A 24,846-nucleotide genomic window follows, 5' to 3' on the forward strand; every position below is an offset into this window, starting at 1 on the left:
TCGCTACAATTGGCACAGGCCTCACGGAAGCCTAAATTCAAAACCACCAATCAGCAGACTCGCTCTTACCCAGGACAACCTGTTGAGGCTCCACAACTAGAGCCACCGACTTCAAAGTGACCAACACGCCGTATGGCAAAGATCTGCTGGGGCCCTTCGTCGACGCCTTCCGCGCCGAGGGCCTGAGGATCGGCTTCTACTATTCACTGATCGACTGGCATCATCCCGACTTCACGGTCGATCCGCGCCACCCGCAGCGCAATCATCCCGATGCCATGAAAATCAACGAAGGCCGCGACATCAGGCGCTATGCCGCCTTCATGCGCGAGCAGGTGCGCGAACTGCTGACCGGGTTCGGGCGGATCGACATCATGTGGTTCGACTTCAGCTATCCCCAATGGAAGCTCGGAGAGCTGGTCGGAAAGGGCCATCAGGATTGGGAAAGCGAGAAGCTCGTGCGGCTGGTGCGCGAGCTTGCCCCCGATATCATCATCAACAACCGGCTCGATCTCGCCGGCCTGCAGCCCGACATCGTCACGCCGGAGCAATATATGCCGCGTGCCTGGCCGAAACGCGACGGCGGGCGGGTCGTCTGGGAAGCCTGCCAGACGCTCAGCGGCTCCTGGGGCTATCACCGTGACGAGGATACCTGGAAGAGCACCGAACAACTGGTGCAGATGCTGGTCGGCACCGTTGCCATCGGCGGCAATCTGCTGATGAATGTCGGGCCGACGGCCCGCGGCACGCTCGACCATCGCGCCATATCAGCGCTTTCAGCCTATGAGGAGTGGATGGCGCTGCACGAGCGCAGCATCGTCGGCTGCACCCAGTCCGACTTCACCGCGCCGCCCGATTGCCGCCTCACCCAGAACGGCGATCGCCTCTACATCCACCTGTTCAACTGGCCCTATAAGCATCTGCATTTCGATGCGCTGGCGGGCAAAGTCGAATATGCGCAATTCCTGCATGACGCCAGCGAGGTCACCTGGCTGCGCCCGTCGGCCAATACCTTATGGGCGAACACGCAATTCCCCGTCGCCGAGGACGAACTGACCTTCGTCCTGCCGGTGCGCCGCCCCAAGGTCACCGTCCCGGTCATCGAGGTCAAGCTCAAGTCCGGAAGCGCTGCCGGCATCCAAAAATGAGGTGCAGCTGCCTGAGTGGGCGGACGGCGCCCGCTCAGGAGAACGGCTCGGTCGGTCCGGCTGCCGGCGCGGTGAACCAGCGCGGTCCCTCGGCGGTCATATGGATATGGTCCTCCAGCCGGATCCCGAATTTGTCGGGAAAGACAATCATCGGTTCGTTGGAAAAACACATGCCGGCGGCAAGCGGCGTGTCGTTGCCGCGAACAATATAGGGCTCTTCATGGATTTCCAGCCCGAGTCCGTGGCCGGCGCGATGTGGCAATCCCGGCAGGCAATAGTCGGGACCGAGCGAATGTTTGGCGAGCACCTTGCGGGCCGCATCGTCGAGACTGGAGCAGGCGGCGCCGATCCGGGCGGCGTCAAAGACGGCCTGCTGCGCCTCGCGTTCGATCCACCAGGCACGCTCAAAGGCGCCGTTGCCGCCGCCGAGCATATAGGTCCTGGTGATATCGGAATGATAGCCGTCGATCCGGCAGCCGGTATCGACGAGAACGACGTCGTCGTCGCCAAGGATCTGCTCGCCGTCGGCGCCATGCGGAAGCGAGGTCGCCGCGCCGAAGGAGACGATTGCGAATGTCGAGCCGTCGTCGGCGCCGGCTTGGCGATGCTGCCGATCGATGAAATCGACCACCCCCGGTGAGCTGATGCCGGGCTTCAACAGCGCGTGCACCTGTCTGTGGACATCGAGCGTCAGGTTCATCGCATATTGAATGAGCGCAATCTCGGCCGCCGACTTGATGCGGCGCAGGCCGTGGATCAGCCGCCCGCCATCGGCGAGCCTTTCGGCGCCCATCGCCGCCGCCAAGGCGTGATAGAAGAAAAGCGGCAGGCCGTCATCAAGGGCAAGCCGGCCGCTCTGGCCGACTAGCCGGGCGATAAGCGCGGCACTGTTTTCCTCCTCTTCCCAGACCAGGATCTCTCCCGGCAGATGCGGCAGGGTTTCGACGCGACTGCGCTCGAAACCGGGAACGATATAGAAAACGGCCGTGGGCGTGACGAGCGCGCCAAGGAACCTTTCGCTCGGATGCCAGACGAGGCCGGTGAAATAACGCAGACTTTCAGTCGGGCCGAGAAGCATACCGGCCAGTCCTTCGGCGTCGATCGCTTCTCGAAGCCTGGTGAGGCGAACTTGCCGTTCGTCTGCAGTGATGCGGGGTATGGGATGCTGCCACGACATGTCGTTTTCCTGTTCTTACCGTTTCTGCTGTCCTCGCCGCGACCGGCGCTTCAGGACAGGCCGATCGCCACCGGCCGGTCAAGGTCGCGGGCGAGATAGTCCTGGATCTGGCGGACGATCTGGCCGGCGTGGGCGATTGCCAGCCGATCAGCGCGCTCGGCGTCGCCGGCCTCGATCGCGGCGATGATTTCCTCATGCTCGTCGACATATTGGCGGGGCAGCCGGTCGTCGAAGGTCGAATAATACAAGCGAAGGATGCGCCGGCCTTCGTCGAGCAGTTTGGCGAAGAAGGCCGTGTAATAGGCGTTGCCGGCAAGCTCGGCGATCGCCACGTGGAATTCGCGGTTGGCTTCGATCATCGCATAGGCGTCGCGCTTAGCAACCGCGCTGGCGAAGTCCTTCTGGTGCCGGCGGATGGTCTCCATGATCGCGTCGTTTCGCCGCCCGGCGGCCCCGCGAGTCGTCACCCGGTACATCAGCGTCAGCGCTTCGAAATAGGTGGGCAGGTTGGCGAAATCGATCGGCGCAACGATCGTGTTCCGGTTCGGCAGGGTCGTGACCAGCCCATCGGCGGCAAGCCGCAACAGCGCTTCGCGAATAGGTGTCCTCGACATGCCGAAACGCTCCGACAGCCGCACCTCGTCGAGCGGACTGGCTGGCTCCAGCGCCATCGACAGGATCTCCCGGCGCAGCGTGGCATAGATGCTCTGCGTGCCGGAACCGCGCACCCGCACATTTTCCGCGTCGTTCTGCATGCGTCCCTCCCCTTGATGAGAGCCTTGTAGTGCGTTTTAGGTGATTTCGGCAACGCCCCACGAATTTACAAATTGTGGCGATTGAGTCTTGTCGACAGTTTGTATATAACGAACCGACTTTAACGGAGTTTCGATCGATGACAACAGGATGGAAGGGCGTATTTCCCGCCGTAACGACGCAGTTCAACGAAGATCTGTCCGTGGATCTTTCCGCGACCCAGCGTGTTCAGGACGCGCTCGTCAACGACGGCGTCAACGGGCTGATCGTCATGGGCACATGCGGTGAGAACAACTCACTCGATCCCGACGAGAAGCGCACGATCCTCAAAGCCGCCGTCGAGGTCGTCAACGGCCGCGTTCCCGTCGTGACGGGCGTCTCCGAATTCGATACGCGCCGTGCCGTCGCCTATGCCCGCGACGCCGAAAAACTCGGCGCCGACGGGCTGATGCTGCTGCCGGCCATGGTCTATGTGCCGAAGCCGGAAGAGCTGATCGCGCATTTCCGCACCGTCGCCGAGGCGACCTCGCTGCCGATCATGCTCTACAACAATCCGCCCGCCTACCGCGTCAACATCGGCGCCGATGTGCTGAAGGTGCTTGCCGACGTGCCGAACATCAAGGCGGTCAAGGAAAGCGCCCCGGATCCGCGCCGCTTCACTGACCTTATCAACGAATTCGGCGACCGTTTCGATATCTTTGCCGGCCTCGACGACGTCGCGCTCGAGGGCCTCATGCTCGGCGCCAAGGGCTGGGTCTCGGGCCTGACCAGCGCCTTCCCTGAGGAATCCGTGCAGCTCGTTGCCGCCGCCGAACGCGGCGACTGGGAAGAGGCCCGCAGGATCTACCGCTGGTTCATGCCGCTTCTGCATCTCGATGCCGAGCATGACCTCGTGCAGTCGATCAAGCTCGCCGAGCAGATCATGGGCCGCGGCTCCGAGCGCGTCCGTATGCCGCGCCTGCCGCTTTCAGGGGCACGGCGCACCGAAGTCACCGCCATGGTCGAGAAGGCTGCCGCCACCCGTCCCTCGAAACTCGGCAAGGCCGCCTGAGATTACGAGCCCGGCAGCGCACACGGGCTGCCGGCCCTTCCATCCCTCGCTTTAAGTGACCGGAGCCTTGCCGGATCGGGTCAGGCTGTTGCGGCTGACCAGCGACGGCATCTGAAAAATATGCTCGGCGCCGGTGCGGCCCTCTATTCTCGAGATCAACGTCCGGGTGGCGACCTGACCGAGCTCCCTTCCCGACTGATCGATGCTTGCGAGATTGACGAGGCCGAGCGCTGCGGTCGACGAATTGTCATATCCGACGACGGCAAGATCTTCGGGCACACGCACACCCATCTCGATCGCCAGGCTCAGAAGGGTGATGGCATCGAGATCGCTCCAGCAGAACACGGCGCGCGGCCTGTTCTTCCTCGACAGGAACTTTCGCATCGTTTCCTCCCGCTTTGGCGGGGCGATCGGAATTTTAGTGATCGGCGCAGACGATCCCAATCCGGCGCGCTGTATCGCCCGGCGGAAGCCGATCTCGCGCTGGCGGACGACGGAGACCTGGTGGCCCTCACGCTCGCCGAGGCTCAGCATTTCGATGTCGCGATAGCCGCAGGCAAGCAACGCTTCCACCGCGATCTCGGCTCCACGCTGATCGTCGGCATTGACGGTATCGAAGGCCGTGGCGCCGGCATCGTGATAACCGACTGCGACGATCGGTATCTGAGCCGCGAATTTTGCGATGATGTCCGAAGGCAGGCGCGGCGCAACCAGGATCAGGCCGTCCATCTTATAGTCGATCATCGACTCGATCAGCGACGTCTCCAATTGCACGCGCGCATCGCTGACGCCGATCATCGCCTGGTAATGCGAAGGCGCCAGCACGCCGTTCACGCCGGCAATCACCTCCGGAAGGAAGGGATTGCGAATGTCGATCAAAAGCACGCCGATGGTGAAACTGCGGCCCCGTAACCCGCGCGCCGCCCGTGACGGACGATATCCAAGCACTTCGATAGCGTTGGTCACTCTCGCCCGTAGCGCCTCACTGACACCGTAGGCGTTTCGCATCACCTTGGAGACCGCGGCGACCGATACGCCTGCATGCGTTGCCACTGTCCGGATCGTCACGCGATCATTTCGTTGCAGTCTTTTTTTCTCTTCGATCGACATGAAATCTCTGGGCTACTCTGCGGGCCGTCACAATCGCCCGCAGAACCACCATGGCAGACTGGCGACGAAATTTCTATTGCGCTTCCGAAAAAAATGTAGAACGTTATATGGAGAACGTTCTACAACTCGTCGGGAGAACTTGATGAACTTTCAGCCGGCAGCCATCGACGGCAATCTCGTTTCGCGCGCCTGGTCCGGAGAGATGATCGCACCGCTGTCGGACCGCGGCCAGGGAACGGCCGCAAGCTTCGTCTCCAAGACCTTCGATCATGGCGGCACCGGCCTTCCGATCGAACTCTTCATCTCGGCGCTCGGCCTCTATCGCTGCTTCATCAACGGCACGCGCGTCGGCAACGATCTGCTGACCCCCGGCTGGACGAATTACGACGCCCGCATTGCCTATCAGCGATACGACATCTCGAGATTGCTGAAGTCAGGCTCCAACCGGATAGAAATCTGGCTCGCCGACGGATGGTACCGCTCGCCGATCATGTGGGGCGCCCAGGCTATTCCCAACTGCTGGGGCGACAGGATCGGGGCCATTGCGGATCTGGTCGGCCCCGGCGGCACCATTCTTTCTACCGATACGACTTGGCAAAGCGGCCTTCTGCCGATCCAGAAGTCGGGGATCTATTTCGGTGAGATTTACGACGCACGCCTGGAAAAGGTCGCCGAAACCCACGGGACCGAGCGATTGCCGTTCGACGAGGGGCTGCTCGTCGCGCATGAGACGGCAGCGGTGCGGGAGCTGCGGCCGCTCACCCCCATCGAAAACTGGACCGATCATGAAGGCAGGACGATCTATGATTTCGGCCAGAATGTCGGCGGCTACGTCAGATATACGGTCCGTGGCGTCGGCGGCGCCGAAGTGCGGGTCGAGCACTCGGAAGTCCTTGGGCCGGAACGCCACTTCGACAATCGCAACTATCGCGCGGCTGCCGCGCACACCCTCTATACGCTCAGCGGAGATAGCGACGAGACCTATGCGCCGCATTTCACCTTCCACGGCTTCCGTTATGCCAGGGTGACGATCAAAGGCGATGCGGAGATTGTTGACATCGCCTCGATCCCGATCTCCTCGGTGCCGGAACCGGCCGGCGGCTTCACCTCGGGCAACCCTCTCGTCAATCGCCTGGTTGAGAATACCATCTGGTCACAGCGCGCCAATTTCATCGAAGTGCCCACAGATTGCCCGCAACGCGACGAACGGCTTGGCTGGACGGGTGATGCCCAAGTCTTTGCCGCGACGGCCTGCTGGCTGAGCGACAGTCAGTCCTTCCTCAAGAAATATCTGCGCGATGTGATGGCCGACCAGCGCGAGGACGGCGCCGTTTCGCATTTCTCGCCCGACCCGACGCGTCTGCACCCCGGCAATTTCCCGGGCTATGCCGGCTCGACCGGCTGGGGTGACGCGATTGTCGTGATCCCCTGGGTCCTCTACACCCATTACGGCGACCGGTCCGTTCTTTCCGAATGCCTGAGCTCGATGGTGCGATGGGTCGATTTCGTCTGGTCCATCTCGGAGGGCCCGATCGTCCATCCGCCCTCGCATTGGGGCGCCCGCGGCTTCACCTTCGGCGACTGGCTGCAGCCGGTCGGCGATAACAGAAAGCCGCGCCCGACGATTGCCGACGATTGTGCAGCCACCCTCTACCACTTCATTTCGACGGATCTTCTCGCGAAGATCGCAGGCGTACTCGGCGAGCAAGCGCTTGAAGAACAGATGAAAGGCCGCGCTGACAAGATCAGGTTGGCTTTCGCCAACGAGTTCATCACGCCGGCCGGGCGGCTCGCCCATAACGATCAGACATCCTATGCGCTGGCCTTCCTGTATGACCTGATACCGGGCGAGCATCATGCGGCCGCCCGGCGACATTTCAGGCAGGTGGTCGTCGATGCCGACTACAAGATCGGCACCGGCTTCATTGGCACGCCGGCCCTTTTGCCGGCCCTGACGAAACTCGGCATGGACGACCTCGCCGAAAAAGTCTTCCTGCAGGAGGATGTGCCGGGCTGGCTCTACCAGGTCTCCAAGGGGGCAACGACGATCTGGGAGCGCTGGGATTCGATGGCGCCCGACGGCACGATCTACGAACCCGACATGAACAGCTATAATCACTATGCCTATGGCGCGGTCTGCCAATGGCTGTTCGAATGTGTCGCCGGCATTTCGCCGAGCCCGGCCGCACCCGGCTTTGCCGAAGTGATCGTCGACCCGGCGCCGATCCCGTCGCTTTCGTCGGTTTCGGCCTATCACGATATCAGCCAAGGGCGCATCGAGGCCGGCTGGCACTGCACCGGCAGCGAGGTCACCTATGCGCTGACGCTTCCGGAGGGTTGCGTCGGCCGCTTCCGGCCCGGTCGGCGGCACCGGAATGCGTCACTCAATGGGGAGCCTGTTATCGAGGAGGCGGTTCTTCCCCCGGGTACGCACCAGCTGGTCTTTTCCCTACCCGATTACTGAGGAGCATACAGGTCACACCGTTCAGAGGAGGAACGTCATGACACATCGGATAAAGCTCATTCTTGCCGGCGCATCCACGCTTCTGGCCTTGGCCGCGGCCAGCCCGTCGCATGCAGAAACCACGCTGTCTTTTCTGATCGACAACAACCCCGACACGGTCGCGGCAGCCGAAGCACTGGTTGCGGCCTACCAGGCCAAGGCGCCCGACGTGACGATCGAAATCGAGCCGCGGGCAGGCGGCGGCGAGGGTGACAACATCATCAAGACGCGCCTGGCAACGGGAGAGATGTCCGATGTGTTCCTCTATAATTCCGGTTCGCTCTTGCAGGCGCTGAAGCCGGCGCAGACACTTATCGATCTGAGCGGTCTCGCCTCGCAGGCGAAGGTGGACGAAAGCTTCAAGTCGGTGGTCAGCGCCGGCGGCAAACTCTACGGCGTTCCTTTCGGCACGGCCATGGCGGGCGGGATCCTTTACAACAGGAAGATCTATCAGGATCTCGGCCTTACCGTTCCGAAGACATGGGCGGATTTCATGGCCAACAATGCCAAGGTCAAGGCTTCGGGCAAGGTCGCCGTGGCGCAGACCTATCGCGATACCTGGACATCGCAGCTGTTCGTTCTGGCCGACTATTACAATCTGCATGCCGCCGTGCCGAACTTCGCCGCCGACTATACCACCAACAAGGCAAAATATGCGGAGACACCCGCCGCCACCAAAGGCTTCGAACGGCTGAAGGACGTTCACGACGCCGGCCTGATGAACGAGGATTTCGGCGCGGCAAGTTATGACGACGGCCTGAGAATGGTGGCGACCGGCGAAGCGGCGCATTATCCGATGCTGAGCTTCGCCATCGGCGCCATCAAGCAGAATTATCCCGAGAATCTCGCAGATGTCGGTTTCTTCGCGCAACCGAGCGACGATGCGGCGACGAACGGCCTGACCGTCTGGATGCCGCCCGCCCTCTATATTCCCCTGACCAGCCAGCACCCAGAGGAAGCGAAGAAATTCGTGGATTTCGCCGGCAGCGTCGAAGGCTGCAAGATCATGGTGGAAACGAACACCGTGCAGGGGCCTCCGCTGATCAACGGCTGCGATCTGCCTGCCGACGTACCGCCCGCCGTAAAGGACATGCTCCCCTATTTCGACGCCAAGGGAAAGACGACCCCGGCATTGGAATTCGTATCGCCGGTGAAGGGCCCGGCTCTCGAGCAGATCACCGTCGAAGTCGGTTCCGGCATTCGCCAGCCCGCCGAGGCAGCGAAGCTCTATGACGAGGATGTGCGCAAACAGGCCAAGCAGCTCGGCCTGCCCAACTGGTAGCGGTCGTTCGGGCCAGCTAACCTCGCTCCTGACGGGGCGAGGTTTCCCCGATCGAAGAGGTAGTCATGACCGAGATACGCCCGCACTCGCGCAAATCGCCCTACCCGCTGTGGTTTTTCATTCCCGCCGCCATCATCTACGGCGTGCTGTTCCTTTTTCCGACCATATCGTCTCTCTGGTACAGCCTGACGCGTTGGGATCTCTCGACAGCCCAATTTATCGGGCTTGAAAATTTCCAGCAGTTCTTTTCCGAGCCGTTCCTGGTCAAGGGGCTGATCAACACGCTGATCTATGCGCTGACGACATCTGGCCTGAAAACGGTCTGCGGCCTGCTGCTGGCCGTGCTGCTGACCAGCAATATCTTCGCCCGCGGCTTCCTGCGCACGCTGGTCTTCTTTCCCGTGCTGGTCTCGACCATCGGCATCGGCATCACCTTCACGGTCATGATGCATCCGACCAAGGGCATCATCAATGTTACGCTCGAGACGCTTGGAATGCCTGGGCCTGGATGGCTGACCAATCCGACGCTTGCGCTTTTTTCGGTGGCCCTGGTCGATGTCTGGAAGGGTGTCGGCCTCGCCACCCTGATTTTCATCGCCGGTCTTGCCGCGATCAGTCCCGATTATTACGAGGCGGCGAGAATCGACGGCGCCACGCGCCTCCAGCAATTTTTCCGCATCACCCTGCCGCTCGTGCGCCCCGCCACGGTCATCGTCGTGACCTTGTCGCTGATCGGCGGGCTCCGTTCCTTCGACCTGATCTGGGCCATGACCCGGGGCGGACCCGGTTTCTCCTCCGATGTGATCGCCTCGGTCATCTACAAGCAGTACCAGGCTGGTTTTTATGGGCTGTCGACGGCCGGAAACGTCATTCTGTTCGCACTGATCGCCGTGATCATCCTGCCCTTCACCCTATGGTTCAACCGACGCGAGGTCGAGGAATGAGAAGCGTCCGCCCCTATGTGACGGGCGCGATAGCCCTTGCCGTCGCGGCCGTCATCTTCGTCATGCCTTTCGTTTTCGTCGCCCTCCAGGCCGTCAAATCCAAATCGGAGGCCTCCCGCCTCGATTTCGAACTTCCTGAGCATTGGCTGTTCTGGGATAATCTCGTCGCCGTCTTCAAGGCGCGCGACTATCAGCTCGTGCTTGCCTATTTCAATTCGACATTGATCACGGTCGTTTCCGTCACGATCCTGATCCTGCTGTCGGCGATGGTCGGATATGTGATGCAGCGCCGTAAGACGGCCTGGAACCGCGTGGCTTTCGCTGCGCTGTTCATGGGTCTGATGATGCCGCCGGCCGTTGTGCCCACCATCGGCCTTTTGCAGGATATCGGCCTCTTCAAGACCATGACCGGGATGATCCTGATCCAGGTGGCCTATAATCTCTCCTTTTCGGTCCTGCTCTATCGGTCGTTCATCTCGACCATCCCGTGCGATCTCGACGAGGCGGCGCTGATCGACGGCGCCAAGCCCCGGCAGATCTTCTTCCGGGTGGTCCTGCCGCTACTGAAGCCGGTGACCGTGACCAATATCGTCGTTCAATCGATCGCGATCTTCAACGATTTCACCAATCCGCTCTACTACCTGCCGGGCAAGGAGAATGTGACGGTGCAGCTGACGCTCTATAATTTCCAGAGCATGTATTCGAGCCAGTATAATCTGCTCTTCATGAACATCCTCCTCGTGACGATCCCGCCGCTGATCGTCTTCATTTTCTTCAACCGTCAGATCGTCGCAGGCATGACGTCAGGCGGAGTCAAAGGGTAGCAGAATGGCTGAGCTCACTCTCAAACAGGTTCGCAAGAGCTTTGGCGCTCTCGAGGTCATCAAGGGCGTCGATCTGGAGGTTGCCTCCGGCGAGTTCGTCGTCTTCGTCGGCCCGTCGGGATGTGGGAAGTCGACGCTGCTGCGTATCATCGCCGGCCTGGAAGAGACGACCTCGGGCAGGCTGACCATCGGCGGCAAGGACGTGACCTATGCGGAACCTTCCGAGCGGGGCATCGCCATGGTGTTCCAGAGCTATGCGCTCTATCCGCATATGACGGTTGCCGAGAATATCGGCTTCGGGCTTTCGCTCGCCCGCCGCCCGAAGGCTGAAATCGCCGAGAAGGTCGCGGCGGCGGCCGAAACGCTGCAGCTCACTCATCTGCTGCAGAGAAAGCCGAAAGCGCTTTCCGGCGGCCAGCGGCAGCGCGTCGCCATCGGCCGGGCGATCGTGCGCGATCCCAGGGTGTTCCTGTTCGACGAGCCGCTCTCCAATCTCGATGCTTCGCTGCGGGCACAGATGCGCCTGGAGATCTCAGAACTCCACGCCCGTCTGAACTCGACGATGATCTATGTCACCCACGACCAGGTCGAGGCGATGACGATGGCCGACAAGATCGTCGTTTTGAACGGTGGCGCCGTCGAGCAGATCGGCAGCCCGATGGAGCTCTACCGCAATCCCGCCACACCCTTCGTCGCCGGCTTCATCGGCAGCCCGAAGATGAACCTCTATGGCGGCGAGACGGCACGGCGAATGAACTGCACGACCTACGGCATCCGCCCGGAACATGTCAGGCTTTCGGAAGGCACCGGCCAGTGGCAAGGCAGGATCCGACATGTGGAACGGCTCGGCGCCGATGCGATCCTTTATCTCGATGTTCCCGAACTCGGCGAAATGATCGTGCGCGCCGAAGGCGAGACGCCATTTGCATCAGGCATGACGGTCTGGGCAAATCCGGTGGAGGGAGCGGAACACCGGTTCTAAGACCGGGTTAAAGCCCCACCTCGAGGAGCAATCCTACTGACCGAAAGTCCCGCCCCTCACGGCTGTTTGTTTGAGAGAGCCGCCAGATCCTCTCTGAGCCGGACCGGCAGATTCATCCGTTCGTGAAGAATGCTCATGACACCAAGATCGCCGTTCTTAAGCTCGCGAAAGAACACATGGTGATGCTCATAACGGCCGAAAAAGGCTGAACGCTTGATGTCTGCCGGAACTGCCAGACGTTGCGGAAGTCGTCGCCAGATCGACCGATCCTCGCACAAACGCTGCAAATAGGCCGTGCAGCCCGAGAATATAGGCGTCTGCCTGCTTCTCTCCCCACGCCTCAACCGTGTCGCGCCAAATCTTGTCCAGCGCTCCTCAGCACGGATAAAATCAGTTTGTCGCCATCAGGCTTATCGGCGCTTGTTGCGGCGGATGACGTCGTCGGCCGAAACCGCGACGAATTCGATGTCTTCAGCCCGCATCGCCGGCGCGAGCTCCCTTTGCAGCAAATCCCAAGCCTCATCACGGGTCTGCAAGTCGCAGCGAATGAGAGCGCGAATATACTCGCTGGCGTTTTCATACAGGCCGTCATCGCCGACCTGCAACTGCCCACCGATCTTCACATGAATACTACCGGATGCCATCGGCATACCCTTTCGTTCGTCTGATCGTGGGTAGCGTAGCGAATATTGTCAATATTCATCACACCCAGCCCAAACACATAATCCCCAGAACCGGTCGGGACGAAGCGGCGTCAGATCCGCAGCGGGCGTCCGGCCGCCGACAAGCTCAGTAACGAGATAGCCAGTCAGAGGGGACAATGTAACGGCGAGATGGCCGTTCCCGAAGGCATAGGTGAGGTGGGGCAAGAGGCGGGAGTTGCCGATGACGGGAAGCGAATCGGCGGAACATCGCCGTCGCCGCGGATTCAAGGGAGCGGCAAGCCCCAGAGTTCGAGGTTCCGGCCGCGCGCACTCGGTCCGCCCATCGGCACCATGTAGCAGCCGTGCTCGGGATAACAGGGCGGGCGCGAGAGCAGCTTGCCAGCCTGCGGGAAGGGACACTTGGGTGCCATCCGGTCACGTGCCGGTGCGCGGTCGAAGCAAGACTTACCGCGCCGGAGCTACTTAATCTTAACTTGTCACACGTAATAAGTCGCGCATAAATTGAGGGTATTCGATGACGGAGACGTCCATAGCGCGAGCCTTTCTGATAGGCCTTACTGGAGCTGTCTACGCGATTGTTCCGATGCTGGCTTGGCTCGTCGGCCTACCGGTGGATCCGAGAGGCTTTATGCAGCTAAGCACGGTCGCCCTGATTTATCTATTGGGATTCGGCCTCCTATGCAGTTGGCGGAGAATCCCATCGCTGCTCTGCATTGTCGAATGCACAGGCATCGGCTTATTGCTAACGAGCCCGCTTGTCGTGTCCACTTACGTTGCTTTTGCGTTGAATCGGCCCCTGCAGGATCAACAACTGCTCCAATTGGATCGTCTTCTTGGCGTCGACTGGTTGAGCTTGATTGCTTTTCTCGACGCAAATCCTCTGCTTGCAAAGTCAATGACGTTTGCTTACCAAACGTTCCATCACCAGCTTTTGTTTCTTCCAGTTGTGCTAAGTCTGTGTGGTCACCGAGCGCGCGCGTATCAGGTTGTCGGGACATACGGCTTGATCTGCGTCATCGCGAGTTTCATCACCATTTGGTATCCTGCCCTAGGTACCTACACTGATTTTGCCGTCAATCCCGGCGATCTCAAAAACATCAATGGAATGCTTGGTTTGGAATACGTTCCTCAGATCCTAGCAGTCAGGGATGACCCCCACTTTGTCCTGCAACTGGAGCATGCAAGCGGCATTATCTCGTTCCCGTCGGTTCATGCAGCGGTAGCGGTGTTGTGCTGTTGGGGTGCGTGGACGATACGATGGACACGATTTCCGATGATCTTCTTAAATACGCTAATGCTGCTGTCCGCAATCACTGAAGGCGGACACTATATCGTCGATTTGATTGCCGGAATTGGTGTCGCCGGATTCAGTATAGCGTCGGTGTTGTATATATCGCGTACCGGCAGCGTTCCGTTCTATCGCAACCAATTTCAGCAAAACCCTCAACAGATCTAACGCGGTAATGAACCGAATAAATTCCTTGAAAGCAATGCGCCATCGCATCGCCCATCATCTCACGGAAACAGAAGCAAAGCCGGCGCTCTGAATCATTCGGCTCTTCAGGCTCTCAGCTGTGGCAGCGTATCTCCGGCCAATGATAGAAGCGGCTCGTAATCGGCTTCGGAAAGCACCGAAATATCAACGAGACCCAGAGCCGCACGCATTTCGGCCAGCAACGGCTCCTTGGTGGCGGCATGCAGTGCGTTTCGCAGGAGTTGGACCCTCTCCTCCGGTGCATCGCCCGACGTGATGAACGGCAGGCCGGGGCCTTGAGGTGTTTCGGCGAGGACGCGAACCCGCTTCAGATCGACGGCATCGAAACGGCCGATATTGGCATAGGTGATGCAATCGACGGCCGCGCTGTCTGCCAGGCCTTCAGCCACTGCGGCAATGCTGCCGCCGTGGCTGCCGGTTTCGATGATCCGGCCAAAGAAGCGGCCGCCCTGGGCAAGCGGAGCGACGGCGGCGCGAAACAGATTGCTGCCGGAATTGCTGTCGGGACTGTTGATCGCGGCGGTGGTGCCGCGCAGATCCTCCAGCGACCGAAGCGCAGAATCCTTGCGGACGATGATGAAGCTGCGCATCAGCGGACCGTCGCAGCCGGGATGGCCGTAGAAGGGCGTCGCCACTAGGCGTACCTGCCACGCAGGCGCGTGGCAAAGGGATAACCGCATGTCTGGGACAGGAGCAGATCCGGCCGCAGCCAGGCCTCGTCATAGCCAGCCGTCCGGTCAAGCTTTTCCGGCACATCCTGAAGGCCGGCCTTCGAGAGATAGTCTCGGAGGAACGACCACAGCTCGGCCGTCGCATGCGCGAGCGGCTCTGATGTGACATACATGGCGATGCTGACGAGCCCCGTTCCGGTGCTTTCCGCGGGAAGCGCAAGCATCGACCCGCTCAGGCGATGCCGCCCAGGCACACATATTTGAGTTCGGTATATTCGTCCAAACCATGGCTCGACCCTTCGCGACCGAGACCCGACATCTTGACGCCGCCGAACGGCGCTTCCGCCGTCGAGACGAGACCGGTATTGACGCCGACCATCCCATATTCCAGCGCTTCGGCGACGCGAAACACCCGCGACAGGTCGCGCGCGTAAAAATAGGAAGCTAGGCCGAACTCTGTATCGTTCGCCTGCTCGATAACGTCCTGCTCGTCGCGGAAACGGAAAAGCGGGGCAAGCGGCCCGAAGGTTTCCTCGCGCGCGACCTGCATGCCGGCATCGACATCGCGCAGGATCGTCGGTTCGAAGAAATGACCGCCGAGCGCGTGGCGTTTGCCTCCCGAAACAATGCCGGCACCTTTTGCAACGGCGTCCTGAATATGGCTTTCGACCTTTGCCACAGCGTTGTCGTCGATGAGGGGGCCAAGCACGACGTCACGTTCCAGACCGTTACCGACCTTCAATGCCGAAACGGCAGCGGCCAGCTTGGTGGCAAATGCCTCATAAACGCCGTCCTGGACGTAAAGCCGGTTGGCGCAGACGCAGGTCTGGCCGTTGTTGCGGAACTTGGCGATGATTGCGCCTTCGACCGCCGCATCGAGATCGGCGTCGTCGAAGACGATGAAGGGGGCATTGCCGCCGAGTTCGAGACCGAGTTTCTTGATCGTCGGCGCGCATTGCCGGTAAAGCAGCTCGCCCGTCCGAGTGGAGCCGGTGAATGTCAGGACTCGGACGTCGCGGCTTGCGGTCATCGCTCCGCCGATTGCAGCGGCATCTCCCGTGACGATGTTGAGCAGCCCCGCCGGCAGGCCGGCGCGCTCTGCGAGAACGGCAATCGCGATTGCGGAGAATGGTGTCTGCAGCGCCGGTTTGAGGACGACGGCGCAGCCGGTGGCAAGCGCAGGGCCGATCTTGCGGGTGATCATCGCGTTCGGGAAATTCCAGGGCGTGATCGCCGCCACGACGCCGGCCGGCTGGCGCAGGACGAGGATGCGCTTGTCCGGCTGATGCCCCGGTATGGTCTCACCGTTGATGCGCCTTGCCTCTTCGGCAAACCATTCGATGAAACTCGCGCCATAGGTGATTTCCCCCTTGGCCTCAGTGAGCGGCTTTCCCTGCTCCATCGTCAGGATCATCGCCAAATCGTCGCGGTTTTCGATCATCAGACGATGCCAGGCCTTGAGGACAGCGGCGCGTTCGCCGGCGGTCTTCTTCGCCCAGAGCTTCTGGGCGACGACGGCGGCGGCGATGGCGTCTTCCGTTTCGGCCGCACCGAGATCAGGGACCGCGCCCAGCACCTCACCTGTCGCCGGATTGCGGACCATGGCCGCCCGGCGCCCTTCTGCCTCGATCCAGCGATCGGCGATGGGGCAGGCCTGACGGAACAGCGAGGGATCATTGAGCTTCATGGAACAACTTTCAGCAGAATACGTGAGCGGCGCCGGGATCGAAATCCAGATGGACTATATCTCCACGATTGAGCCCGGCAATAGCCTCATGACCGAACGGCAAACGAACCGAAAGCGCCTCGCCTGTCGCCGTCTCTGTGGAGACGTGGATATTGTTGCCGAGAAAGGTAATGTCGCTGACGGTTGCGGCAAGACCTGCGCCGGCGGCTCTTGCGCGCGACAGCCGAATGCGCTCCGGTCTCAGCATCAGCGCCGCCCTTGCGCCGGAGGTGCCTTTGCCATGCACCGGGATTTGATTGAAGATGCTTCCGCCTCCGAGCGCGATGGTGGCCTGTCCATCGGAGGAGGACACCAGGTCGCATGAAATGAAGTCGCTATCGCCGATGAATTCGGCGACGAAGCGGGTCTTGGGATTGGCGTAAAGTTCGGGGCCAGTCCCGATCTGGTCGATGACGCCCTTCGAAAAGACCGCGATGCGGTCAGAGAGCCGCAGCGCCTCTTCCTGGTCGTGCGTGACATAGAGGATCGTCACTTCGGTCTGCTGGTGGATGCGGCGGATCTCGTGCTGGATTTCCTCGCGCAGCTTCTTGTCGAGCGCCGACAGCGGCTCGTCCATCAGCAGCACTGGCGGATCATAGGCAAGTGCCCTGGCAAGGGCGACACGCTGCTGCTGGCCGCCGGACATTTGCGCGGGCTTGCGATCCTCGAAACCTTCGAGCCTGACGAGACGCAGCATCTCCTTTACCTTGCTATCGATCTCGGCCTTCGACCTGCGCCGGACTTTCAGCGGAAATGCGATGTTCTCACCCACCGTCAGATGCGGAAACAGGGTGTAGCGCTGGAACACCATGCCGATGTTGCGCTTGTGCGACGGCGTGGCGAGCAGGGTCTTGCCCTCGAGCGTAATGTCGCCCTTGGTCGGGTTTTCGAAGCCCGCCAGGATGTAGAGCGTCGTGCTCTTGCCGGATCCGGACGGTCCGAGAAAGGTCAGGAACTCGCCACGCCGGACATCGAGATTGACGTCGTGCACGGCGACGACGGGGCCGTATTCCTTGCGTATGCCGCAGATCTGAAGGAATGGTTCGTTCATTGTTTCAGTACCTTACGCACGACGGCAACCAGTGCCATCAAGATGATCGTCAAGAGGATGAGAAGGGTCGAGGCTGCTGCGACGACGGGTGTCAGATCCTGCCGCAGCGTCGCCCAGACCTTCACAGGCAGTGTCTGCAGGGTCGGACTGGACATGAAGATCGCCACCACCACCTCGTCCCAGGATGTCAGGAACGAGAAGACGGCCGCCGAAAACAGCCCGTGGCTGATGGCCGGAAGCGTGACCCTGATCTTTGCTTCGAGCGGCGAGGCGCCGCAGAGCACCGCCGCGTCCTCGATCGACTTGTCAAAACCCTCGAGCGCACTCGATATCGACAGGATCGAGAAGGGTAGCGCCAGCACGAGGTGCGAAATGACAAAGCCCGTCAAGGTGCCGCCAAGGCCGATCCTCAAGAAGAAGGCGTAGAGAGCAACCGCGAGAACCACGACCGGCAGGATCATCGGCGTAAGGAACAACGCCTTCAGCGCATCGCGGAACAGGAACGAACCGCGCACCAGCCCGAAGGACGTCACAAGCCCGAGCAGCACCGACAGAACCGTCACAATGACCGCGATCTTGAAGCTCGTCAAAGCCGATTCCAGCCATCGCGGATCGGCGAAGAGTTCACTGTACCATTGAAACGTCCAACCGGGCGGCGGAAAGATCAGCCATTGCGAGGAGCCGAAGGACAGCGCGGCGATAAAGACGATCGGCAACAGCAGGAAGGCTGCAGTCAGAAGCGTGATCGCCAGGAGGAGATATTTCCACCAGCCAAGACGATCGAAATTGAGCAACATATCAACGCCCTCCCGGGTTCTGGCTGCCGAAGAACCGCAGCTGCACGGCATAGAGCGACAGTGTCACCACGAGGAGCACCAGCGCCGCCGCACCGCCCATTCCCCAGTTGACCAGCGACTGCACGAATTGCGCGATCAGCTCCGCGAGCATCATGTTGGCGGTACCGCCGAGAAGCGACGGGGTGACGAAATAGCCGAGCGACATCACGAAGACCATGAGGGCGCCAGCCGCCATGCCGGGCATCGCCAGGGGCAGCAGAACGCGGGTCAGGCACTGCCAGCGGTTGGCGCCGCAAAGGGCTGCCGCCTGCAGGGTCGACGGGTCGATTTTCTTGATCACCCCGTAGAGCGGCAGGATAATGAAAGGTAGCATGATATAGGTCATGCCGATCGTGACGCCTGTGAGATTGTTGACGAGCGCGAGCGGCTGGTCGATCAGGCCCATTCCCATCAGCATCTTGTTGATCAGCCCGGTCCGCTGCAGCAGCACCATCCAGGCATAGGTGCGGGCCAGCAGATTGGTCCACATCGACAAGAGCAGGATCGCAAAGATCACCGACGTCAGGCGACCGGGCATGATCGCCAGCGACCAGGCGACGGGAAAACCGGTCAAAAGCGAAATCACCGTGACGAAACCCGAGACGATGAAGGTATTGGCGAAAATCTTGAGATAGGTCGCCGACCCGATCAGTTGCGCATAATTGCCAAGACCCGGGACGGGTTCCAAAACGCTTCGCAGCAGCAGGACCACCACCGGCACGACGAAAAAGATTGCCACGAAGGCCAGAGCCGGAACGACCCCGCCAAAACCTGTTGCCCTGCGCGCCTTCGGCAGAGGCATGATCGCGCCAGAGGCATCGCTATATGTCGTCATGACAGTCCTTCCCACCCGTCAGTTTCCGCTGGCGGCGAGGTCCGATGACCGGCGCCGACGCTGCGGGAGGCACGGCGAACAATCGCCGTGCCCGTTGCTATGCCATTCCAGCTTATTTCGCCTGCCAGGCGTACCACTTCTCGCCGATGGCATCGCGATTGTCGGCCCAGTAATTCATATCGGCATTGACCTGGCTTGCCGTCTGTTGGTCCGGCAGGGTCTTGGCGGTTTCCGGATCCATCAGCTTGGCCGACTCGACATTGATCGGCGCATATCCCGTGGCCTTTGCAAGGGCAGCCTGCGGTTCGGCGGAGGTCGCCAGCGCGATGAATTTCATCGCAGCCTCGGCATTCGGCGCGCCCTTCGGCACGACGAGCGCATCCGCAGCGGTGATGTTCTGCTCCCAGGAGGTCTCCACCTTGATGCCGGTCGCCGCAAGCGCCGTCATGCGGCCATTCCAGACGCTGCCGAAGGGCGCCTCCGCGGAGGCCAGGAGCTGCTGCGACTGCGCGCCGCCCGACCACCAGATGATATCGGACTTGATCGTATCCAGCTTCTTGAAGGCGCGGTCGAGATCGAGCGGATAGAGCTTGTCCGCAGGCACGCCGTCGGCAAGCAGCGCCGCCTCGATCACACCGGGAGCCGACCATTTGTAGAATGTGCGTTTTCCCGGAAACTTCGCCGTGTCGAACAGGTCGGCCCATGTCTTCGGGCAAGCTTTGACGGCGTCGGCATTGCAGCCGATCACGAAGGAATAATAGAAGCTGCCGACCGAATAATCGGTGACGAAACGCGGATCGAGCTTGGACTTGTCGATGACGGAGAAGTCGAGCTTCTCGAGCTGGCCGTTCTTGCCAGCCTGAGCGGCGTAATCACCTTCGACGTCGACGACATCCCAGTTGACTTCGCCGGCCTCGACCATCGCCTTGAGCTTGCCGTAATCCGTCGGCCCGTCCTGCACGACGGTGATGCCCGTCTTCTCGGTGAAGGGGCTTGCCCATGCAGCCTTCTGCGCATCCTGGGTTGTTCCTCCCCAGCTCGAGAAGACCAGGCTGTCGGCCCTGGCCGGGGCGGAGACCGCCACGAATGCGGCAACCGCCGCGAAAGCAAATGCTGTTTTCATGTTCCCTTATCCTTGTTCTGGTTTGTCCTACGGGTATGCCTTATGCCGTCAGTGCGCCTCGCCCCTGGGAGAAAAGCTTGCTGGCTTCATAATCTTGTTTTCCGCCACCTCGATGAGATCGCGGATCTTGGGCAGGAAGGCCTGCCAGCGGGGATCGGCCAGAAGCCGTTGGCGTCTCGCCTCCCGGTCGTCCAGGCTCGCAAAGGCCCAGATGTGAACGATTTCGTTGATCGTCCCGATCTCCGAAAAGAAGTAGCCGACCAGCGTGCCGAGATGGCTCTTCTGGATTTCGATCCCCTCTTCCTCGACGACCTTGAGATATTGCGGGATCGCGCCGTTCTTCAGCCGATAAGTGCGGATTTCGTAAAACATCGGCGCTACCTCATCACGAAAGGATCGGGGATCGGATCGTCCGACGTCCGGAGCCAGATCGTCTTGGTGCGGGTATAGTCGAGCGCTGCGGCCATGCCGCCTTCCCTGCCATGGCCGGAGAGGCCGAACCCGCCGAACGGCGCGATCGGTGATACCGCCCGATAGGTATTGACCCAGACGATGCCGGCGCGGATCCCCTTCATCAGCCGGTGCGCCCGCGTCAGGTTCTGGGTGAAGATGCCGGAGGCCAGGCCATAGCGCGTATCGTTGGCCAGCTTCAGCGCCTCGGCCTCGCTGTCAAACGAGACGACGGAGAGGACCGGGCCGAAGAATTCCTCGATCAGCGAAGGCGAGATGACATCGTCGCAATCGAGGATCGTCGGCGCGAAGTAAAAGCCTTCGCCATCGATCTTGCGTCCGCCGGTGACGAGACGGGCGCCGCTTTCGATCGACTTTGTGACGAGCGCGCCGATATTGTCCTGCTGGCGCTTGGTGGCGAGCGGACCGACCTCGGTCGCCATGTCGAGCGGCGCGCCGATCCGGATTGTCTCGGCCTTCTCCCGCAGCAGGGCGACGAACTTGTCCTTGACGCTGCGTTCGACGATCAGGCGCGATCCGGCAACGCAGCTTTGTCCCGTTGCGGCGAAGATGCCGGCGACCTGGGCGTTGGCGGCACTTTCGAGGTCGGCATCGGCAAAAACGATGAAGGGCGACTTGCCGCCGAGTTCGAGCGAGGTGGAAGCGAGATTTTCGGCCGAGTTTCGAACGACGTGCCGCGCGGTCTCGGGACCGCCGGTGAAGGCGACGTGAGCGACTTTCGGATGACGGCCGAGTGCCGCACCGCAGGAGGCGCCGAAACCGGTGATGATGTTGACGACGCCGGCGGGAAAGCCCGCTTCATGCACGAGGCGCGCAAATTCGAGAAGCGGCGCCGGCCCGTCTTCCGAGGCCTTGACCACCATCGTGCAGCCGGCCGCGAGCGCCGGGCCGATCTTGACCGCCGACAGGAAGAGCTGACTGTTCCATGGCACGACCATCGCGACGACGCCGATCGGCTCGCGGCGAAGCCAGACATCCATGTCGGGCTTGTCGATCGGCAGGTAGGAACCTTCGATCTTGTCCGATATGCCGGCATAATAGCGATAATATTCGGCGACATAAGCGATCTGCGCCGATGTCTCGCGGATGATCTTGCCGGTGTCGCGGGTCTCCAGCTCGGCAAGGACCTGTGCATTGGCGGCAACGAGGTCGGCGAGTTTATAGAGCAACTTGCCGCGCTGCGTGGCCGTCATCTTCGCCCAGGGACCCTCGTAAAGCGCCTTCTCGGCAGCGTTCACGGCCCGATCGACATCGCCCTCGCGCGCTTCTGGCATTTCAGCCCAGACCGCGCCGGTGGCCGGATCGATGCTCGGATAGGAAGCCTCGCCATCCGAGAATTCGCCGTTTATGTAATGCTGGAAACGCCGCATGGCCCTACTCCTGAAATGCCGGCATGACCTCGGCGATGAAGCGCTCGAGCGACGCCTTCTTGCGCTCGAAACTCATGCCGGTATCGATCCAGAAGGAATATTCGTCGTAGCCGAGGGCTTCATAGGCCTTGAGCCTGCTGATGACGGTCTCGGCGTCGCCAACGACATTGTTGGTGCGCATGACCTGATCCGAGAGCATGGCGTTGGCTCGGATCTGCTCGTCCGGTATCCGTTCGATCAGGCCTTGGGTCACCGGCTTCTCATTCTTGAACCAGGCGAAGAAGTAGTTGTAGTAGACGCTGAGTTCATGGGCGGCCTGGGCGACGTCTTCTTCCGAAAAGCCGACATAGGTATGCCGCAGCAACATGATCTTCGGCCGCTCGATATACGGATTCTTGGCGCAGGCATCGTTGAAGCGGTCCATCAGCGACTGGACCTCGTCGTCGCCCTGCCAGAGCGGCGTGACCTGAACATTGCAGCCGTTGGCGACGGCAAATTCATGCGAATTCGGATCGCGGGCCGCAACCCAGATCGGCGGGTTCGGCTGCTGCAGCGGCTTCGGGGCAGACGTCGTCGCGGGGAACTTGAAAAACTCCCCGTCATGGGCGTAGTCGCCGTTCCAGATGCCCTTGACCGCCGGGATAAGCTCGCGCATGCGCTGGCCGGCACCCCAGGCGTCGAGGCCGGGCAGCAGGCGTTCATATTCGAAGGAATAGGCGCCGCGCGCAATCCCGATATCGAGCCTGCCGTCGCAGATGATATCGGTCATGGCAGCTTCGCCGGCAAGCTTGATCGGATGCCAGAAGGGGGCGATCACCGTTCCGGTCCCAAGCCTTGCCCGCGAGGTGCGGCGGGCGAGATCGGCGATGGTCACGAAGGGGTTGGGGGCGATGGTGAAATCCATGCCATGGTGTTCGCCCGTCCAGATCGCATGCATGCCGCCCTTGTCGGCGATCTCGCAGAGCGCGACGAATTCGTCGTAGAGGCTCTTGTGGCTCTGGCTGGCGTCGAGCCGTTCCATGTGGACGAAGAGGGAGAACTTCATGCTTTTGCGCTCTTGGCTGGAATAGGATGAACTTTGCCGCCGGTCTCGTCGCCGAAATAGACGCCGAAATTGCCGATCGAGCTTTCCATCGCGAAACGGTTGACGATATCGGCGGTCGAACTGGTCTTGAATTGCGCGCCAGATAGAGCGTCGGGTTTCACGAACCTGCCGCTCGCCGGCTCCCCATCGCCTGCCACAGCGTGGTAGACGATGTGCTGCTTGCCGTCGCTCTTGCCCTCGTAGACCGAATAGAGAAAGCCGATGCTGACCTTCAGCCCGGTGAGAGCCTCCAGGTATTTTTCCAGCGCCTCGGTCGGATTGCCGTCATGGGCGTCGATGCTCGGGAGAGCCAGCACGTCCTCACCGAGGAGCAGAACTTCGCCGCGGCGTTCGACGACGGCCGCAAGTTCGATATTGCCTTCGGCCGCCGCCGAAACCGCCTTGCTGGCGAGCGTCGGCGTGAAGTAGCCGCCACGGGCATAACCGAGGCCGTTGCGGCCGCTATTGTCGAAGGATTCGATGCGCCCCATCAGGATGACGTGGTCGCCGGCCTCGATGACCTCTTCCAAGGCGCATTCGAACCAAGCCGCCACATTCGAGAAGACCGGGCAGCCTGCCGACCCCTTGGTCCATTCGACTGCCGCAAATCGGTCTTCAACAGGGCGCGCGAAGGTATTCGACACGTCCTTCTGCGTTTCCGACAGCACGTTGATCGCGAAATGCTGCGCGCCGGTCATGGTCGCGAAATTGCGCGAGGTCTTGGCAAGGCAGACGAGAAGCAGCGGCGGGTTGAGGGAAACAGAGGTGAAGGAATTCGCCGTGAAGCCGATCGGATTCCCCTCCCCGTCGCAGGCGGTGACGACGGTCACGCCGGTCGGAAAAGCCCCGAATGCATCTCGCAATGCCCTTGGATCGACAGTCTGGATTGTCATCATTTATCCTCCCCGAACGACAGCCACTCAGCGAGCAGCGAATTGACGATATCGGGCGCGGTCAGGTTCACCATGTGGCGATGACCTTCGACGATGCGGGACCAGCCCTTGGGTGCAAGCGCCGCCATCTGCGTTGCCATCAGAGGCGTCGAGTTGGGATCATCCGATCCCGTCAAGAACAGGGCCGGGCCGCGGACGTCCTTCCAGCGATCGGCATAGGTTTCGTCTCCTCCAGCGAAGGCGGCGTAAGCGACGGCATAGCCCTCCGGATCGACGAGGTTCAGCCATTCCCGTGTCAATTCACGCGCAACGAGGCTGTCCGGGTCGTCGCCGAACCAGCGAGCCAGAGGGCCTTCCTTGTCGACGCCCGTCGCCGGAATGGCGGCAGCCCGTGCAAGGACGGCAGCCTTTGCTTCAGGGTCGCGCCTGTAGACGCCGTTGAGATATGCGACACGGCTGATCCGTTCGCCGAAGGTCGCCGCCGCCCCGCCGGAGACCAGCGCCCCCATGGAATGTCCGGCGACATTCGTCGTTTCGATCGCCATCTCATTGAGAAAGCGCCCGAACCAGGCGACGAACTCCTCAAGGCGGCTGCCCACCGGCAGCTTCGCGCTCTCGCCGTGTCCCGGCATATCGACAGCGATGACGCGATGACCGACCGACAGAAAGGCGATCTGCGGCGCCCAGGCCTCGAGCCGCATGCCGACGCCATGGATCAGAACCAGCGCTTCGCCGCTACCGACCTCGTGATAGGCCGTTCCGCTTGCCGTCCTCTTTCGGGGCAAGGCACCGGCAGCGCTCGTTGCTGCAGCGGTGCCTTTGGTCGATCCGGCTGTCAGCATCTGAGACGCGCTC

21 protein-coding genes and 4 pseudogenes are annotated in these 24,846 nt (G+C 61.2%); 9 read left to right on the forward strand and 16 right to left on the reverse strand.

The window, feature by feature from the left end; translation table 11 throughout:
• Positions 1–100, forward strand: a pseudogene (locus GGD53_RS21505) (IS481 family transposase); the annotation flags it as partial.
• A pseudogene (locus tag GGD53_RS21510) lies at positions 96–1,145 on the forward strand (alpha-L-fucosidase); the annotation flags it as partial. The pseudogenes GGD53_RS21505 and GGD53_RS21510, both read left to right, overlap by 5 nt.
• A 34-nt stretch (positions 1,146–1,179) precedes the next feature.
• Here GGD53_RS21510 and GGD53_RS21515 read toward each other — a convergent pair.
• Both GGD53_RS21515 and GGD53_RS21520 read right to left on the reverse strand, forming a co-directional pair.
• A complete protein-coding gene (locus tag GGD53_RS21515; RefSeq protein WP_184458889.1) occupies positions 1,180–2,322 on the reverse strand; it encodes a M24 family metallopeptidase in 1,143 nt (380 codons plus the stop codon).
• Positions 2,323–2,372: 50 nt separating this feature from the next.
• Entirely contained in the window at positions 2,373–3,077 is a 705-nt protein-coding gene (locus GGD53_RS21520; protein WP_184458890.1) for a GntR family transcriptional regulator, read from the reverse strand.
• A gap of 137 nt (positions 3,078–3,214) precedes the next feature.
• Here GGD53_RS21520 and GGD53_RS21525 point away from each other — a divergent pair, with 137 nt between their 5' ends.
• Positions 3,215–4,126, forward strand: a complete 912-nt coding sequence (locus tag GGD53_RS21525; protein ID WP_184458891.1) for a dihydrodipicolinate synthase family protein — start codon at positions 3,215–3,217, stop codon at positions 4,124–4,126.
• A gap of 51 nt (positions 4,127–4,177) precedes the next feature.
• Here GGD53_RS21525 and GGD53_RS21530 read toward each other — a convergent pair whose 3' ends face one another.
• Positions 4,178–5,236: a LacI family DNA-binding transcriptional regulator gene (locus GGD53_RS21530; protein ID WP_184458892.1), complete on the reverse strand. Its 1,059-nt coding sequence runs from the start codon at positions 5,234–5,236 to the stop codon at positions 4,178–4,180.
• A 142-nt stretch (positions 5,237–5,378) separates the two neighbouring features.
• On the opposite strand from GGD53_RS21530, the gene GGD53_RS21535 reads away from it, so the two are divergent.
• From GGD53_RS21535 to GGD53_RS21555, 5 genes are all read left to right on the forward strand, one after another.
• Entirely contained in the window at positions 5,379–7,700 is a 2,322-nt protein-coding gene (locus GGD53_RS21535) for an alpha-L-rhamnosidase (protein WP_184458893.1), read from the forward strand.
• A 37-nt stretch (positions 7,701–7,737) separates the two neighbouring features.
• Positions 7,738–9,021 carry an ABC transporter substrate-binding protein gene (locus GGD53_RS21540; RefSeq protein ID WP_184458894.1) on the forward strand — a complete coding sequence of 428 codons (1,284 nt, stop codon included), beginning with the start codon at positions 7,738–7,740 and terminating at the stop codon, positions 9,019–9,021.
• Positions 9,022–9,086: 65 nt separating this feature from the next.
• Positions 9,087–9,965, forward strand: coding sequence for a carbohydrate ABC transporter permease (locus GGD53_RS21545; protein WP_184458895.1), 879 nt, complete (start codon positions 9,087–9,089; stop codon positions 9,963–9,965).
• Positions 9,962–10,789 carry a carbohydrate ABC transporter permease gene (locus GGD53_RS21550; RefSeq protein ID WP_184458896.1) on the forward strand — a complete coding sequence of 276 codons (828 nt, stop codon included), beginning with the start codon at positions 9,962–9,964 and terminating at the stop codon, positions 10,787–10,789. The genes GGD53_RS21545 and GGD53_RS21550 overlap by 4 nt, the downstream gene beginning before the upstream one ends.
• A gap of 4 nt (positions 10,790–10,793) precedes the next feature.
• Positions 10,794–11,771 (forward strand): ABC transporter ATP-binding protein, encoded by a 978-nt coding sequence (locus GGD53_RS21555; protein WP_184458897.1) that lies wholly within the window; start codon positions 10,794–10,796, stop codon positions 11,769–11,771.
• A 56-nt stretch (positions 11,772–11,827) separates the two neighbouring features.
• Here GGD53_RS21555 and GGD53_RS32305 read toward each other — a convergent pair.
• Positions 11,828–12,140: pseudogene (locus GGD53_RS32305) on the reverse strand (type II toxin-antitoxin system RelE/ParE family toxin).
• A 41-nt stretch (positions 12,141–12,181) separates the two neighbouring features.
• A complete protein-coding gene (locus GGD53_RS21560) occupies positions 12,182–12,415 on the reverse strand; it encodes a transcriptional regulator (protein WP_184459008.1) in 234 nt (77 codons plus the stop codon).
• Between the two features lie 535 nt (positions 12,416–12,950).
• On the opposite strand from GGD53_RS21560, the gene GGD53_RS21565 reads away from it, so the two are divergent.
• Positions 12,951–13,892: a phosphatase PAP2 family protein gene (locus tag GGD53_RS21565; RefSeq protein ID WP_184458898.1), complete on the forward strand. Its 942-nt coding sequence runs from the start codon at positions 12,951–12,953 to the stop codon at positions 13,890–13,892.
• A 104-nt stretch (positions 13,893–13,996) separates the two neighbouring features.
• On the opposite strand, the pseudogene GGD53_RS21570 reads toward GGD53_RS21565, so the two are convergent.
• The 11 genes and pseudogenes from GGD53_RS21570 to GGD53_RS21620 all read right to left on the reverse strand — a co-directional run bounded on the left by GGD53_RS21570 (position 13,997) and on the right by GGD53_RS21620 (position 24,833).
• Positions 13,997–14,826 (reverse strand): annotated as a pseudogene (locus GGD53_RS21570) (phosphate/phosphite/phosphonate ABC transporter substrate-binding protein).
• 8 nt (positions 14,827–14,834) lie between these two features.
• Entirely contained in the window at positions 14,835–16,289 is a 1,455-nt protein-coding gene (locus tag GGD53_RS21575; protein WP_184458899.1) for an NAD-dependent succinate-semialdehyde dehydrogenase, read from the reverse strand.
• A gap of 10 nt (positions 16,290–16,299) precedes the next feature.
• Positions 16,300–17,379, reverse strand: a complete 1,080-nt coding sequence (locus tag GGD53_RS21580) for an ABC transporter ATP-binding protein (protein ID WP_184458900.1) — start codon at positions 17,377–17,379, stop codon at positions 16,300–16,302.
• Positions 17,376–18,176 (reverse strand): ABC transporter permease, encoded by an 801-nt coding sequence (locus GGD53_RS21585; protein ID WP_184458901.1) that lies wholly within the window; start codon positions 18,174–18,176, stop codon positions 17,376–17,378. Before GGD53_RS21585 ends, GGD53_RS21580 begins: the two co-directional genes overlap by 4 nt.
• 1 nt (position 18,177) lies before the next feature.
• A complete protein-coding gene (locus tag GGD53_RS21590; RefSeq protein WP_184458902.1) occupies positions 18,178–19,050 on the reverse strand; it encodes an ABC transporter permease in 873 nt (290 codons plus the stop codon).
• A gap of 112 nt (positions 19,051–19,162) precedes the next feature.
• The gene (locus GGD53_RS21595; protein WP_184458903.1) at positions 19,163–20,173 is read right to left on the reverse strand and encodes an ABC transporter substrate-binding protein; all 1,011 of its coding nucleotides are present in this window, start codon (positions 20,171–20,173) and stop codon (positions 19,163–19,165) included.
• Positions 20,174–20,221: 48 nt separating this feature from the next.
• A complete protein-coding gene (locus GGD53_RS21600; protein ID WP_184458904.1) occupies positions 20,222–20,545 on the reverse strand; it encodes an NIPSNAP family protein in 324 nt (107 codons plus the stop codon).
• Between the two features lie 5 nt (positions 20,546–20,550).
• Positions 20,551–22,014 carry an aldehyde dehydrogenase gene (locus GGD53_RS21605; RefSeq protein ID WP_184458905.1) on the reverse strand — a complete coding sequence of 488 codons (1,464 nt, stop codon included), beginning with the start codon at positions 22,012–22,014 and terminating at the stop codon, positions 20,551–20,553.
• A gap of 4 nt (positions 22,015–22,018) precedes the next feature.
• Positions 22,019–23,059 carry an LLM class flavin-dependent oxidoreductase gene (locus tag GGD53_RS21610; protein WP_184458906.1) on the reverse strand — a complete coding sequence of 347 codons (1,041 nt, stop codon included), beginning with the start codon at positions 23,057–23,059 and terminating at the stop codon, positions 22,019–22,021.
• Positions 23,056–23,991 carry a flavin reductase family protein gene (locus tag GGD53_RS21615; protein WP_184459009.1) on the reverse strand — a complete coding sequence of 312 codons (936 nt, stop codon included), beginning with the start codon at positions 23,989–23,991 and terminating at the stop codon, positions 23,056–23,058. The genes GGD53_RS21610 and GGD53_RS21615 overlap by 4 nt, the downstream gene beginning before the upstream one ends.
• Complete coding sequence (locus tag GGD53_RS21620) at positions 23,991–24,833, reverse strand: alpha/beta fold hydrolase (protein ID WP_184458907.1); 843 nt, start codon at positions 24,831–24,833, stop codon at positions 23,991–23,993. Before GGD53_RS21620 ends, GGD53_RS21615 begins: the two co-directional genes overlap by 1 nt.
• Positions 24,834–24,846: the final 13 nt, after the last annotated feature.

It is taken from the genome of Rhizobium aethiopicum (assembly GCF_014197535.1).
GTDB lineage: Bacteria > Pseudomonadota > Alphaproteobacteria > Rhizobiales > Rhizobiaceae > Rhizobium > Rhizobium aethiopicum_A.

What these genes read in the sequence shown, in the direction of transcription:
- GGD53_RS21515 (WP_184458889.1), bottom strand. Translation starts at nt 2,322, where the DNA reads ATGTCGTGGCAGCATCCCATACCCCGCATCACTGCAGACGAACGGCAA.
- GGD53_RS21520 (WP_184458890.1), bottom strand. Translation starts at nt 3,077, where the DNA reads ATGCAGAACGACGCGGAAAATGTGCGGGTGCGCGGTTCCGGCACGCAG.
- GGD53_RS21525 (WP_184458891.1), top strand. Translation starts at nt 3,215, where the DNA reads ATGACAACAGGATGGAAGGGCGTATTTCCCGCCGTAACGACGCAGTTC.
- GGD53_RS21530 (WP_184458892.1), bottom strand. Translation starts at nt 5,236, where the DNA reads ATGTCGATCGAAGAGAAAAAAAGACTGCAACGAAATGATCGCGTGACG.
- GGD53_RS21535 (WP_184458893.1), top strand. Translation starts at nt 5,379, where the DNA reads ATGAACTTTCAGCCGGCAGCCATCGACGGCAATCTCGTTTCGCGCGCC.
- GGD53_RS21540 (WP_184458894.1), top strand. Translation starts at nt 7,738, where the DNA reads ATGACACATCGGATAAAGCTCATTCTTGCCGGCGCATCCACGCTTCTG.
- GGD53_RS21545 (WP_184458895.1), top strand. Translation starts at nt 9,087, where the DNA reads ATGACCGAGATACGCCCGCACTCGCGCAAATCGCCCTACCCGCTGTGG.
- GGD53_RS21550 (WP_184458896.1), top strand. Translation starts at nt 9,962, where the DNA reads ATGAGAAGCGTCCGCCCCTATGTGACGGGCGCGATAGCCCTTGCCGTC.
- GGD53_RS21555 (WP_184458897.1), top strand. Translation starts at nt 10,794, where the DNA reads ATGGCTGAGCTCACTCTCAAACAGGTTCGCAAGAGCTTTGGCGCTCTC.
- GGD53_RS21560 (WP_184459008.1), bottom strand. Translation starts at nt 12,415, where the DNA reads ATGGCATCCGGTAGTATTCATGTGAAGATCGGTGGGCAGTTGCAGGTC.
- GGD53_RS21565 (WP_184458898.1), top strand. Translation starts at nt 12,951, where the DNA reads ATGACGGAGACGTCCATAGCGCGAGCCTTTCTGATAGGCCTTACTGGA.
- GGD53_RS21575 (WP_184458899.1), bottom strand. Translation starts at nt 16,289, where the DNA reads ATGAAGCTCAATGATCCCTCGCTGTTCCGTCAGGCCTGCCCCATCGCC.
- GGD53_RS21580 (WP_184458900.1), bottom strand. Translation starts at nt 17,379, where the DNA reads ATGAACGAACCATTCCTTCAGATCTGCGGCATACGCAAGGAATACGGC.
- GGD53_RS21585 (WP_184458901.1), bottom strand. Translation starts at nt 18,176, where the DNA reads ATGTTGCTCAATTTCGATCGTCTTGGCTGGTGGAAATATCTCCTCCTG.
- GGD53_RS21590 (WP_184458902.1), bottom strand. Translation starts at nt 19,050, where the DNA reads ATGACGACATATAGCGATGCCTCTGGCGCGATCATGCCTCTGCCGAAG.
- GGD53_RS21595 (WP_184458903.1), bottom strand. Translation starts at nt 20,173, where the DNA reads ATGAAAACAGCATTTGCTTTCGCGGCGGTTGCCGCATTCGTGGCGGTC.
- GGD53_RS21600 (WP_184458904.1), bottom strand. Translation starts at nt 20,545, where the DNA reads ATGTTTTACGAAATCCGCACTTATCGGCTGAAGAACGGCGCGATCCCG.
- GGD53_RS21605 (WP_184458905.1), bottom strand. Translation starts at nt 22,014, where the DNA reads ATGCGGCGTTTCCAGCATTACATAAACGGCGAATTCTCGGATGGCGAG.
- GGD53_RS21610 (WP_184458906.1), bottom strand. Translation starts at nt 23,059, where the DNA reads ATGAAGTTCTCCCTCTTCGTCCACATGGAACGGCTCGACGCCAGCCAG.
- GGD53_RS21615 (WP_184459009.1), bottom strand. Translation starts at nt 23,991, where the DNA reads ATGACAATCCAGACTGTCGATCCAAGGGCATTGCGAGATGCATTCGGG.
- GGD53_RS21620 (WP_184458907.1), bottom strand. Translation starts at nt 24,833, where the DNA reads ATGCTGACAGCCGGATCGACCAAAGGCACCGCTGCAGCAACGAGCGCT.